The following is a 12473-nucleotide window of genomic DNA, read 5'->3' on the forward strand; positions in this document are numbered from 1 at the left end:
CTCAGGCCTTGTTGCCGACGTGGGCGATCGAGGCGATCTCGACCAGTGCATCGGGCTTCACGAGGCCGCACTGGATGCAGTAGCGCGCCGGCTTGGTGCCCGGAAAGAACTCGGCATACACGGCATTGACCTTCGCGTAGTCGGCCCAGTCCTTGATCATGATCATGTTGAAGGTCACGTCGTCCATGGTGCCGCCGGCCGTCGCGATCACGCGCTGGATCGTCTCGAGCACGTGGCGCGTCTGCGCCGAGGCGTCGCCCACGTGGACCACGTTGTTGTCCTTGTCGAAGGGCAGCGTGCCCGACACGTAGACGACGCCGTCGGCCATGGTGCCGGGCACGAAGGGAGCGATCGGCGTGGTGGTTCCGGCGGGGATGATGGCTTGCTTGGGCATGGGATTTCCTTGCTGTGGGTTGAACGATGGGAGTCAGGCGGCGGCAGGCGCGAAGCTGCGCACGAAGTCGTCGACGGTGGAGACCCAGCCGAAGAAGGTCTCCACGTTGTAGACCGAGGCCTTCTGGATCGCCGCGCCGCCCAGCTCGTGCGTCGCGTCTTCCAGCATCACGGCGAAGTATTCGAGGTGGAAGGCATCGCGCAGGGTCGACTCCACGCACACGTTGGTCGCGATGCCGGTGAACACCAGGTGGCGGATGCCGCGCGCGCGCAGCGTGCTGTCGAGCGTGCTGTTGAAGAAGCCGCTGTAGCGCGTCTTGGGCACCACGATGTCGCCGGGCTGCGGCTTCATCTCGGCAATGAGCTCGTAGTCCCAGCCGCCCCTGGCGAGGAACTTGCCCTGCAGCTCGGGCTTCGCGCGCATGGTCTTGAGCGCGTTCGACTTGTGCCAGTTGGGCGAGCCCGGTCCGCCGGCTTCGACATACGCGGCGTCCCAGCCGTTCTGCAGGAACACCACCAGCATGCCGGCCGCGCGCGCCGCCGCGATGGTGCGCGCGATGTTGGCAATGGTGCCCTGCGCGCCGGAAATATCGAAGCCGGCCGAATCGACATAGCCGCCGATCGACGCATAGGCGTTCTGCATGTCGACCACGATCAGCGCTGAGTCGGTGGCATGCAGCGCGAGCGGTTCGGGCCGCGCGGGCAGCACCCGCGGTGCGGGTGCGCCGGGTAGGCGCGGCGCACCGACCGGGGTGTTCGATGTGAGGGTGGTGTTGCGTGCGGGAGTGCTCACGTGACGCTCCTGCTCAGGCCGCAAGGCGCTCGGCTTCGGCCTGCGACGGCACGGGGCTCTGCACGTGCGCGCGGCTCTTCATCAGCGGCTGGATGCGTTCGCCGAAGGCCTCCACGCCCCGCACGAAGTCGTCGAAGGTCAGCAGCACGCCCTCGGTGCCCGGCACCTCGGCCATTTCGTCGAGCAGGCGCGCGACGGTGGCGTAGGAGCCGACCAGCGTGCCCATGTTGATGTTGACGGCCGAGGTCGGGTCGGCCATCTGGCGCACATTGGTGTCGGCGCCGGACTTAGTGTCGGCCGCGCCCTGCTGGCCCAGCCAGGCAATGGCCTCGTGGTCGGCGCCGGCCTTGTAGTGTTCCCACTTGGCGCGCGCGGCCTCGTCGGTTTCGTCGGCAATCACCATCATCAGCACGTAGGTGGTGACGTGGCGGCCGGTCTTGCGCGTGGCCTCGATGAGCTTCTCGGCCGCGGGCGCGAAGGCCTTGGGCGTGTTCACGCCCTTGCCGAAGCAGAAGTTGTAGTCGGCGTACTTCGCGGAAAAGTCCATGCCCGCATCGCTCTGGCCCGCGCAGATCACCTTCATGTCGGCCTTCGGCTGCGGGCTCAGGCGGCAGTCGTCCATCTTGAAATGCTCGCCCTTGAAGTCCGACCGGCCGCTGCCCCAGAGGTCGCGCAGCACCTGGATGTATTCCGAGAGGTACTGGTAGCGCGTGCCGAAGAACTGGTCACCGGGCCACATGCCCATCTGCGAATACTCGGGCCGCTGCCAGCCGGTGACGAGGTTCAGGCCGAAGCGTCCGTTGGAGATGGAATCGATGGTCGACGCCATGCGCGCGACGATGGCCGGCGGCATCACCAGCGAGGCGGCGGTGGCAAAGAGCTTGATCTTCGTGGTGACCGCAGCGAGCCCGGCCATCAGCGTGAACGACTCGAGGTTGTGGTCCCAGAACTCGGTCTTGCCGCCGAAGCCGCGCAGCTTGATCATCGAAAGCACGAAGTCCACGCCATAGCGTTCGGCTTTCAGCGTGATCTCCTTGTTGAGCTCGAAGCTGGGCTTGTACTGCGGCGCGTTTTCCGAGAGCAGCCAGCCGTTGTTGCCGATGGGAATGAAGATGCCGACGTTCATGCAAAAAGCTCCTGTTGCGAGGTCGCAAAGCCCTATGCATGGCCCGTGCCAATTGGAAAATCCCTTTTAAATCAAAGGCTTGAGAGTTTCCAGATGTTGTGTTTTGACCATTTGGTCCAAAGTGGAGCAGGCGAACCGCCCGCGCTGCGGCAACGCGGTGCGCCGCAAGGCCAAAGCGGTGCAGCCCCATGTCACCGATCGCGCGGCAAAATCACCCCATGCCCAAGACCCCACTTCGCGCCGCCGCGGCCATCGGCGGCACTGCCGACGACATCGAAGCCGCCTTCTACGAAGCGCTGCAGCGCGGCGACATCGATGCCCTGATGGCCTGCTGGGCCGACGAGGACGAGGTGTTCTGCGTGCATCCCGGCGGCCCGCGGCTGGTGGGTGCCACCGCGATCCGCGCGGCCTTCGAGCAGATGTTCGGCAACGGCGCCATCCATGCGACGCCGGCGCGGGTGCGCAAGATCGAATCATTGGCGAGCGCGGTGCACAACGTGCTCGAGCGCATCGAGGTGCTCACGGCCGAAGGCCCCAAGCATGCCTTCGTGCTGGCCACCAACGTCTATCACAAGACCGTCGAAGGGTGGCGCCTGGTGGCGCACCACGCGAGCCCCGGCAGCGCGCGCGAGCCCAGCGACCTGAACGAGCTGCCCCAGACCCTGCACTGAAGCGATGTCCGCCGACGCGCCTTATTCTTCATCCGCCCTGCATGCGTCGATGGGCTACATGGCGCCGCGCTGGCTGCCCGGCGGCAACCTGCAGACCATCTGGCCGGCGCTCTATGCGCGCCGCTTCGAGGGGCCCGCGCCCGCCTACCGCCGCGAGCGCTGGACCGCGCCCGACGGCGACTTCATCGACGTCGACTTCGTCGATGCGGACCTGCCCGGCCCGCGGCCGCTGCTGGTGCTGTTCCACGGGCTGGAGGGTTCCTCCCGCAGCCACTATGCGGAGGCGTTCGCGGCCTTTGCCGCCGCGCAGGGCATGGCCTTCGCGGTGCCGCATTTCCGCGGCTGCAGCGGCGAGATGAACCTGGCGCCGCGCGCCTACCACTCGGGCGACTACGAAGAGATCGGCTGGATCCTGCAGCGCATGCACGACCAGCACGCGCGCCAGGTCGGCGGCCCGGTGCTGGCGGTGGGCGTCTCGCTCGGCGGCAATGCGCTGCTGCGCTGGGCCTGCGAGGCTGGCGACACGGCCCGCGATGTGGTCAACGCGGTGGCTTCGGTGTCCGCCCCGCTCGACCTGGCGGCCGGCGGCGCGGCCATCGGCCGCGGCTTCAACCGGCTGGTCTACACGCGCATGTTCCTCTCGACCATGAAGCCCAAGGCGCTCGCCAAGCTGGCGCAGTTTCCCGGCCTGTTCGACCGCGAGCGGCTGCTTGCGGCGCGCGACCTCTACGCCTTCGACGACGTGTTCACCGCGCCGCTGCACGGCTTTCGCAACACCGACGACTACTGGGCCCGCGGCTCGTCCAAGCCGCACCTGCGCGCGATCCGCGTGCCCACGCTGGTGGTCAATGCGCTCAACGACCCGTTCATCCCGGCCAGCAGCCTGCCCGGCCCCGGCGAGGTCGGCCCGCACGTCACGCTGTGGCAGCCCGCGCACGGCGGCCACGTGGGCTTTCCGCTCGGGCCGCCGCCCGGCCATGTGCTCGGCATGCCGGAGCGCGTGGGCGGCTGGCTGGCCGGGTTTGCACCACCCACTGCGCCGCAGGCGCGCGCAAAATAGCTCCCATGGACGACATCGTCAAACAGGCGCTCGCCAAGTGGCCCAACGTGCCGCACTGCTACGGCTGGCTCGGCCTGGACGCGCGCGGCAACTGGTACATGCGCGACGACCGCACCCAGGCCGAAGGCGCCTTCCCCGTGGCCAAGGGCTCGATGCTGCGGCACGAGAAGCTGATCGACTTCATCCAGCGCAACTACGACCACGACGACGAAGGCCAGTGGTTCTTCCAGAACGGTCCGCAGCGCGTGTATGTCGAGCTGGAGGCCGCGCCCTTCGTCTGGCGCATTGCCGATGGCGCGGGCTTTGCCGTCACGGCCCACACCGGGCAGGCGGCGGGCGGCATTTCGGCCTGCCTGCTCGACGAACAGGGCCGCCTCTTCCTGGCCGCGCCCCTCGGGCTCGGGCTGGTCCATACGCAGGACGTGGGCCTGGCCGCCGACGCGGTGGAGCAGGGCCTGTGGACCCCCGAGCCGGTGCAAGCGGCCGATCTGCCGCAGCGCTTCGGCCATGTGCTGAGCCCGGCGGGGCGCCGGCTCATCGCGCTATCAAAAGAGTAGCTGCAGCTTGCAGCGCCCATGAAAAAGCCGGCTCGAGGCCGGCTTTGTCTTTTGGGGGCGTGGCTCGCTTACTTGCTGGCCGCCGCCGCGGGCGCCGAAGCCGCGCCATCGGCGGGAGCCGCTGCCGCTGCGGGACGCTCGGGCACTGCGAACTTGGCGCCGCCGGCATTGGCCATGTAGACCACGGCACGGCCGATTTCGAGGTCTTCGAAGTCGCCGCCGCCCTGGGCCGGCATCGCGCCCTTGCCATGCAGCGCATGGTCGAGCAGCGTTTCGTAGCCCTGGCCGATGCGCGGGCCCCAGGCTGCAGCGTCCCCGTAGTGCGGAGCGCCGGGAATGCCGGGAGACGCGTGGCAGGCCGCGCACTGCGCCTTGAAGACGGCCTCGCCGGCCGCCAGCGGGCGGTTGGCATCGCGGATCTCGATGGCGCCGACCTTCTTGAGCCGCTCGGCCACTTCGCGGTCGCGCGCATCTTTCGACACGCCGTACAGCGACATGTTGTCGCCCTCGGCCGTGCCTGCGGGCTTGTTGCCCGACACCACATAGGCCACAAGGCCCACGATGATCAGGATGGGTGCTACGAAGGAGAAAAATACCGCGAGCAGCAGTTGCTTCGGGTTCTTGATCGGGCCGGTGTGGGCTTCTTCTGTGGCCTGGTAATGCGGGTCTGCGCTCATTGGCGTCCTCAATTAACGGGGGCTCGTCGGGGGGCTTTTTCGAATCAACCGGCGATTATAGAGAGGCCCTCCGCCCAAAGGACGGAAGGCCTCTTCGAGTCCGTCGCGCGAAAGCCTCAGCCCTTGCTGCCCGGCGTGGCCCAGCCGCCGCCCAGCGTCTTGTAGAGCGTGACCTGGTTCTGCAGCTGCAAGAGCCGCGTGGTGACCGCCGATTGCTGCGCCGTGTACAGCGAACGCTGCGCATCGAGCAGGTCGAGCGCGCTGGCAATCCCGTTGCGGTAGCGCATGTCCGAGAGCCGGAAGCGCACGGCCTCCGCATCGGCCTGCGCGCGCTGCGCACGCACCTGCTCGCCCAGCGTGGCGCGGCCCGCCAGCGCGTCGGCCACTTCGCGGAACGCGGTCTGGATCGACTTCTCGTACTGCGCCACGGCAATCTCGCGCCCGGCCTTGGCCGAGTCGAGCGTGGCCCGGTTGCGGCCCGCGTCGAAGATCGGCAGCGTGACCGACGGCGCGAACGACCAGGCCTTGGAGCCGCGGTCGAACAGGCCCGAGAACTCGCTGCTCGCGGTGCCCAGCGTGGTGGTCAGCGAGACGCGCGGGAAGAAGTTCGCGCGCGCCGCGCCGATGTTGGCGTTGGCCGCAATCAGCTGCTGCTCGGCGGCGCGGATGTCGGGCCGCTCCGTCAGCAGGTCGGAAGGCAGGCCCGCCGGCACGTCAGGCATCGGCTTGACGCTGTCCAGGCCCTTGATGCCGCCCGCTGTGGCGTCGGCCGGAACCGGCGCACCCAGCAGCAGGGCGAGCGCGTTCTCGTCCTGCATGCGCGTGCGCTGCTGCTGCGCATACGAGGCGCGTGCGGTTTCGGCCAGCGAGTTCGCGGCCTGGAAGTCGAGCTCCGACGACACGCCGTTGTCGAAGCGCATCTTGGTCAGGCGCACCGACTCCTCGCGCGTGACCAGCGTCTGGCGCGTGAGTTCGAGCAGCTCGTCGTCGGCAATCAGCGTGAGCCAGCCGGTGGCCACCGCGGCGATCAGGCTCACCTGCGCGGCCTTGCGCGATTCCTCGGTGGCCAGGTATTGCGCCAGCGCCTGGTCCTTCAGCGCGCGGACGCGGCCGAAGAAGTCGATCTCCCAGGCGGTCACGCCCAGGTTCACGCTGTACTGCGAGGACACGCTGCCCGCGCTGCTGTCGAAGGCCTGGTACGGGTTGGGGCTCGAGCGCGAGCCGCTGCCCGTGAGGCCCAGCGCCGGGAACAGCGCCGCGCGCTCGATCTGGAACTGCGCGCGCGCCTGCTCGATGTTGAGCACCGACACGCGCAGGTCGCGGTTGTTTTCCAGCGCGGTGCGGATCAGCCCGTTCAGCCGCGGATCGGTGAAGAAGTCTTCCCACGGCACGGCCGCCGCGGCCGGGCCGGCCGGCTGCGCCGGGTCGCCCGGAAAGGTGGTGGGCACCGGCGCCGCCGGGCGTTCGTAGGTCGGAATCAGCGAGCAGCCGGCCAGCAGCATTGTCGCGGCCAGGGCTGTGGGAATCAGTTTCTTAGTCATGTGCTTTTTCTTCCGTGATGCCGGCTGCTTCCGCGTGCCGCTTGTCGGCCTCGTGCTGGCGCGCGCTGCCCTTGAACAGGCTGCGCACCACCACGAAGAACACCGGCACGAAGATCACGGCCAGCGCCGTACCCGTCACCATGCCGCCGAGCACACCCGTGCCGATGGCGCGCTGGCTGGCCGAGCCGGCACCCGAGGCGAGCACCAGCGGCACCACGCCCAGGCCGAAGGCCAGCGAGGTCATGATGATCGGGCGGAACCGCAGGTGGGCCGCGGCCAATGCCGACTCGACGATGCCCCGGCCCTGCGCCTGCAGGTCCTTCGCAAACTCGATGATCAGGATCGCGTTCTTCGCCGACAGGCCGATGATGGTGATCAGCCCCACCTGGAAGTACACGTCGTTCGAGTAGGCCCGCAGCATGGTCGCCAGCAGCACGCCCAGCACGCCCAGCGGCACCACCAGGATCACCGACAGCGGGATCGACCAGCTCTCGTACAGCGCGGCCAGGCACAGGAACACCGCCAAAATCGCAAAGCCGTACAGGATGATGGCCTGCGAACCCGCGAGCTTTTCTTCGCGCGACTGGCCCGTCCATTCGAAGCCGAAGCCCTGCGGCAGCTGCCCGGCGAGCTTTTCCATCTCGGCCATCGCGGCGCCCGTGCTGTAGCCCGCGGCGGCGTCGCCGCTGATGCGGATGGCCGGGTAGCCGTTGTAGCGCACCGTCTGCGTCGCGCCCTTGACCCACTTGGTGGTCGCAAAGGCCGACAGCGGCACCGGCTGGCCCTTGGTGTTGCTCGCGTTCAGCTGCAGCAGGTCGTCCGGCTGCATGCGCGCCGGCGCATCGGCCTGCACCACCACGCGCTGCAGGCGGCCGCGGTTCGGAAAGTCGTTGATGTAGCTCGAACCCAGGCCCGTCGACAGCGTGGCGTTGATCGCGTCGAAGGTCACGCCCAGCGCGTTGGCCTTGTCGCGGTCGATGTCGATCTGCAGCTGCGGCGCGTCTTCCAGGCCGTCGGGGCGCACCTGCGACAGGATCTTGCTCTGCCCGGCCATGCCCAGCAGCTGGTTGCGCGCGTTGATCAGCGCCTCGTGGCCTGCGCCCGAGCGGTCCTGCAGCCGGAAGCTGAAGCCGCTGGCATTGCCCAGCTCAGGAATGGGCGGCGGGCTCAGCGGATAGATGAACGCATCGCGGATGCCCGAGAGCGCACCAAAGGCGCGGCCCGCCAGGGCGCTGGCCGAGTGGGCCGGGTCCTTGCGCTCTTCCCAGTCCTTCAGCGTCACGAAGGCAAGGCCCGCGTTCTGCCCCTGGCCCGAGAAGCTGAAGCCCATCACGCCCACCATGCTCTGCACCTCGGGCTGCTTCAGGATGAAGCCCTCGACCTGCTGCATCACCGACAGCGCTCGCTCCTGCGTCGCGCCCGGAGGCAGCTGCACGTTCACGATGATGTTGCCCTGGTCTTCCGCCGGCAGGAACGAGCTCGGCAGCCGCAGGTACGTGAACACCACCGCGCCGATGATCGCCACGTAGATGATCAGGTAGCGCGCTGCGCGGCGCAGGATGCGCGCGACCACGCTTTCATAGCCCTTGGCCGTGCGCGTGAAGCCGCGGTTGAACCAGCCGAAGAAGCCGGTCTTCTCGTGGTGGTGGCCGGCTTCCACCGGCTTGAGCAGCGTGGCGCACAGCGCCGGCGTGAGCGACAGCGCCATGAAGGCCGAGAAGGCGATCGAGGTCACCATCACCGCCGAGAACTGGCGGTAGATGTTGCCCGTGGAGCCCGCAAAGAACGCCAGCGGTACGAACACCGAGATCAGCACCACCGTCACGCCGATGATGGCGCCCGAGATCTGCTTCATCGCCTTGCGCGTGGCTTCGAGCGGCGACAGCCCCTCCTCGCTCATGATGCGCTCGACGTTCTCCACCACCACGATGGCGTCGTCCACCACGATACCGATCACCAGCACCATGCCGAACATGGTCAGCACGTTGATCGAGAAGCCCATGGCGAGCAGCATGGCAAAGGTGCCCAGCAGCGCAATCGGCACCACGATGGTCGGGATGATCGTGTAGCGCCAGTTCTGCAGGAACAGGAACATCACCACGAACACCAGCGCAATCGCTTCGAGCAGCGTCTTGACCACTTCGGTGATGGAAATCTGCACGAAGCGCGAGCTGTCGTACGGAATGGTCCACTTCACGCCCTGCGGGAAGAAGCGCTCCAGCTCCGTCATCTTGGCGCGGATCGCCTTGGCCGACTGCAGCGCGTTGCCGTTGGGCGTGGGCTGCACGCCAATGCCCACCGCGGGCACGCCGTTCAGGCGCGCCGAGGTGGCATACGACTGCCCGCCCAGCTCCACCCGCGCCACGTCCTTCAGCCGCACGGTCGAGCCGTCGGTGTTGGCGCGCAGCACGATCTCCTTGAACTGGTCGACATTGGCCAGCTGGCCGTTCACCACCACCGTGGCCGCAATCGCCTGGCCGGGGATGTTGGGCAGGTCGCCCAGCGTGCCCGAGGACACCTGCGCGTTCTGCGCGCGGATCGCGTTGTTCACGTCCGTGGCCGACAGGTTGTAGCCCTGCAGCTTGGCCGGATCGATCCAGATGCGCATCGCGTTCTCGGTGCCGAACAGCTGCGCCTGGCCCACGCCCACCACGCGCTGCAGCTCCGGCACGATGTTGCGCGCGGCGTAGTCGCCCAGCGCCACCGGGTCGAAGTTCGGGTTGTCCGAAGACAGCATCGCGAACAGCAGGAAGTTGTTGCGCGACTTGTCCACGCGCACGCCCTGCTGCGTCACCGCCGCCGGCAGGCGAGGCGTGGCGCGCGAGAGCCGGTTCTGCACGTCCACCTGCGCGAGGTCGGGGTTGGTGCCGGCCTCGAAGCTGATGGTGATGGTGCCCGTGCCGTCGGCCTGGGCCACCGATTCCATGTAGATCAGGCCCGGCGAGCCGTTCATTTCACGCTCGATCACGGACAGCACGCTGTCCTCCAGCGTCTGGGCCGAGGCGCCCGGGTAGGCAACGTTGATCACGATGGCCGGCGGAGCCACCGGCGGGTACTGCGAGATCGGCAGCTGGGTGATGGCGACACTGCCCCCCACCAGGATGAACAGCGCGATCACCCAGGCGAAGATCGGTCGGTCGATAAAGAATTTGGCCATGCGGGCGCGCTCCTGATTACTTCTTCTCGGCCGTGGCAGGCGCCGGACCGCTCGCTGGCGCCGCCGCGGCAGACGCCGCCGGCGCAGCCGGTTGTGCCGCGCCGTTGGGCGCGGGCTTCTTCCAGGGCACCGCCTTCACGGGCGTGCCGGGCGGCATCATCTGCAGCTTCTGGAAGCCGTCGACCATCACCTGCTCACCGGCCTTCAGGCCATCGAGCACCACCCACTGGTTGTCCTTGGCGGCGCTGATCTTCACCGTGCGCTGGCTGATCTTGCCGTCCGCGCTCACCACCGACACCGTGTCGCCCTGCTGCGTGCGCGTGACCGCCTGCTGGGGAATCGTGATGGCGTTGGTGGCCTGCGCCTGCTCCAGCCGCACGCGCACGTACAGGCCCGGCAGCAGCTCGCCCTTCGGGTTGGGCACCTCGGCGCGCAGCGTGACCTGGCCGGTGGTCGAATCCACCGTCAGGTCGGAGAACAGCAGCTTGCCGGGCAGCGCGTACTCGGTGCCGTCTTCCAGCACCACCGTCACGCTGGCCGCCTCTTCGCCGCTCGCGCGCTTGTACTGGCCCGCAGCCAGTGCGCGGCGCAGCTTCAGCACCTCGGAGGCCGATTGCGTGAAGTTCACGTACACCGGGTTGATCTGCTGCACCACGGCCAGCTCGGTGGCGTCGCCCTGGCCCACCAGCGCGCCCTCGGTCACCAGTGCGCGGCCGATGCGGCCCGAAATGGGCGAGGTCACGTCGGCGTAGCCGAGGTTGATCTTGGCCGTCTGCACCGCGGCGCGGCCCGCGGCCACGTCGGCCTCGGCCGTCTTTTGCGAGGCCACGGCCGTCGCGTATTCCTGCTTGCTCACCGCATTGGCCTCGACCAGCGGCTTGTAGCGGTCGGCCAGGGCCTTGGCCTGCACCGCGTTGGCCTCGGCGCGCGCCAGCGTGGCCTGCGCGTTCTGCGCGGCGGCCACCAGCGGTGCCGGGTCGATGCGGAACAGCAGCTGGCCGGCCTTCACGTCGCTGCCTTCGCGGAACTCGCGCTTCAGCAGGATGCCCGAGGCCCGGGCGCGAACCTGCGCCACGCGCGAGGCTTCGAGCCGGCCCGGCAGCTCGGTCACCAGGCCCACGTCGCCCGGCGTGGCAACCACCACCCCCACCTCTGGCGCGGGGCGGGCGCCGCCGCCGGCACCGCCACCCGGGCCGGCCGGCGCATCGGCCTTGGAACAGGCCGCGAGCGCCAACACCACAGCAGCGGCCACGATCGCGAGGCGCGGCGAAAACGACGATTGACGCGAAACATGCAGGAGAGGCATGCGAATCCTTTGAAGCAAAGACGGGAGATGGCGCGTTCGCGGAGCGAACAGAAAGCCAGCATAAACAGCCGGGCCATCGGGGAAGCCCGGTAGTTTACATACATTCATGGATGTATAGTGACAGCATCGAATGGCCCCACGAATCGGAAAGGGCTTGGCTTTACAAATTGGGAGACTTGGTGGCACGTCGTACGAAGGAAGAGGCACTGGCCACGCGGAATCGCTTGCTCGATGCCGCGGAGCTGCTGTTTCAGGCGCAAGGCGTCTCGCAGACCACGCTGCAGCAGATTGCGCAGCAGGCTGGGGCCACGCGCGGCGCCATCTATTGGCACTTCAAGGACAAGGCCGCCCTCTTCAACGCAATGATGGAGCGCGTCATCCTCCCGCTGGAGGCCGGCCCCCGGGCCGCCGCCGTGGCCGCGGGCCCCGACGACGACCCCCTGGCCGAAATAGAGGAGGGCATGGTGCACGCCCTCACCCTCATGACCACCGACCCCCAGGTGCGCCGCGTGTTCGACGTGGCCACCCACAAGGTCGAATACACCCACGACATGGCCTCGGTGCAGCAGCGCCACCTGAGCGCGCGCAACGCCTGCGTGAGCGATTTCGAAAAAGCCCTGCGCCTGGCCGCGCGCCGCGACCGCATCAAGCTGCCCGTGCCCGGCGACGTGGCGGCCCAGGGCCTGCACGCGCTGATCAGCGGGCTCATCCAGAACTGGCTGCTCGACCCCACCGCCTTCGACCTGGTGCCCACCGGCCGGCGCACCTTCAACGTTTACCTGGCCGGACTGGGCTTTCCACGGAACTTGGCGGCGGGCATCGGAAACGAAGCTGAAGAAGTCGCCGTCTGATGGGCGATAATGCGTGGCTCCGGTTCTGCCGGAGCCCAGATTCCTCGCTGTATTTCAACGGATAGAATTCGGCCCTCCGAAGGCTGAGATCCAGGTTCGATTCCTGGCGGCGGGACCAGATATCAAGCCGGACCCTTTCAAGGGTGTCCGGCTTTTTGTTTTCTCGTCTGGGGGAAGATGGCAGTTGGGGACAGGAAACGCGGCCAATTCCTCTCCATTTTTCTGGCGCGGTGGCCAGGATCGTGCCGCACTGCGAGAGAATGGTTTCATCCACTTCGGCGGGGCGTTGAGAAACCACCATCGCACCGATGCCGTACTTCCGGCCTTCCTTAGCAATTCGT

The 12473-nt window shown here is 68.0% G+C and carries 11 protein-coding genes and 1 tRNA gene; 5 read left to right on the forward strand and 7 right to left on the reverse strand.

Going from position 1 to position 12473, the window contains the following annotated elements; all coding sequences use genetic code 11:
- Position 1 precedes the first annotated feature (1 nt).
- The 3 genes from rutC to rutA are packed head-to-tail and all read right to left on the reverse strand — an operon-like array spanning position 2 to position 2312.
- A complete protein-coding gene (gene rutC / locus FB547_RS03665; RefSeq protein ID WP_145739711.1) occupies positions 2–394 on the reverse strand; it encodes a pyrimidine utilization protein C in 393 nt (130 codons plus the stop codon).
- A gap of 33 nt (positions 395–427) precedes the next feature.
- The gene (rutB, locus tag FB547_RS03670; RefSeq protein ID WP_261380205.1) at positions 428–1186 is read right to left on the reverse strand and encodes a pyrimidine utilization protein B; all 759 of its coding nucleotides are present in this window, start codon (positions 1184–1186) and stop codon (positions 428–430) included.
- 13 nt (positions 1187–1199) lie between these two features.
- Positions 1200–2312: a pyrimidine utilization protein A gene (gene rutA, locus FB547_RS03675; RefSeq protein ID WP_145739713.1), complete on the reverse strand. Its 1113-nt coding sequence runs from the start codon at positions 2310–2312 to the stop codon at positions 1200–1202.
- A gap of 218 nt (positions 2313–2530) precedes the next feature.
- Between rutA and FB547_RS03680 the strand changes: the two genes are divergently transcribed.
- From FB547_RS03680 to FB547_RS03690, 3 genes are read left to right on the forward strand one after another with little or no spacing between them, the layout of a single operon-like run.
- A complete protein-coding gene (locus FB547_RS03680) occupies positions 2531–2983 on the forward strand; it encodes a YybH family protein (protein WP_145739714.1) in 453 nt (150 codons plus the stop codon).
- A gap of 49 nt (positions 2984–3032) precedes the next feature.
- Positions 3033–4043, forward strand: coding sequence for a YheT family hydrolase (locus FB547_RS03685; RefSeq protein WP_186454116.1), 1011 nt, complete (start codon positions 3033–3035; stop codon positions 4041–4043).
- Positions 4044–4048: 5 nt separating this feature from the next.
- Positions 4049–4600: a DUF2946 family protein gene (locus FB547_RS03690; RefSeq protein WP_145739718.1), complete on the forward strand. Its 552-nt coding sequence runs from the start codon at positions 4049–4051 to the stop codon at positions 4598–4600.
- 68 nt (positions 4601–4668) lie between these two features.
- Here FB547_RS03690 and FB547_RS03695 read toward each other — a convergent pair whose 3' ends face one another.
- From FB547_RS03695 to FB547_RS03710, 4 genes are all read right to left on the reverse strand, one after another.
- Entirely contained in the window at positions 4669–5277 is a 609-nt protein-coding gene (locus FB547_RS03695; protein WP_145739720.1) for a c-type cytochrome, read from the reverse strand.
- 116 nt (positions 5278–5393) lie between these two features.
- Complete coding sequence (locus tag FB547_RS03700; RefSeq protein ID WP_145739722.1) at positions 5394–6818, reverse strand: efflux transporter outer membrane subunit; 1425 nt, start codon at positions 6816–6818, stop codon at positions 5394–5396.
- The gene (locus tag FB547_RS03705; protein WP_145739724.1) at positions 6811–9975 is read right to left on the reverse strand and encodes an efflux RND transporter permease subunit; all 3165 of its coding nucleotides are present in this window, start codon (positions 9973–9975) and stop codon (positions 6811–6813) included. The genes FB547_RS03700 and FB547_RS03705 overlap by 8 nt, the downstream gene beginning before the upstream one ends.
- A 16-nt stretch (positions 9976–9991) precedes the next feature.
- Positions 9992–11281: an efflux RND transporter periplasmic adaptor subunit gene (locus tag FB547_RS03710; RefSeq protein WP_145739726.1), complete on the reverse strand. Its 1290-nt coding sequence runs from the start codon at positions 11279–11281 to the stop codon at positions 9992–9994.
- A gap of 176 nt (positions 11282–11457) precedes the next feature.
- On the opposite strand from FB547_RS03710, the gene FB547_RS03715 reads away from it, so the two are divergent.
- Both FB547_RS03715 and FB547_RS03720 read left to right on the forward strand, forming a co-directional pair.
- Entirely contained in the window at positions 11458–12132 is a 675-nt protein-coding gene (locus tag FB547_RS03715) for a TetR family transcriptional regulator (RefSeq protein WP_145739729.1), read from the forward strand.
- A 43-nt stretch (positions 12133–12175) separates the two neighbouring features.
- Positions 12176–12250 (forward strand) — tRNA-Arg (locus FB547_RS03720).
- The last annotated feature ends 223 nt before the right edge of the window (positions 12251–12473 follow it).

The organism is Variovorax beijingensis (genome assembly GCF_007828835.1).
Lineage (GTDB): Bacteria > Pseudomonadota > Gammaproteobacteria > Burkholderiales > Burkholderiaceae_C > Variovorax > Variovorax beijingensis_A.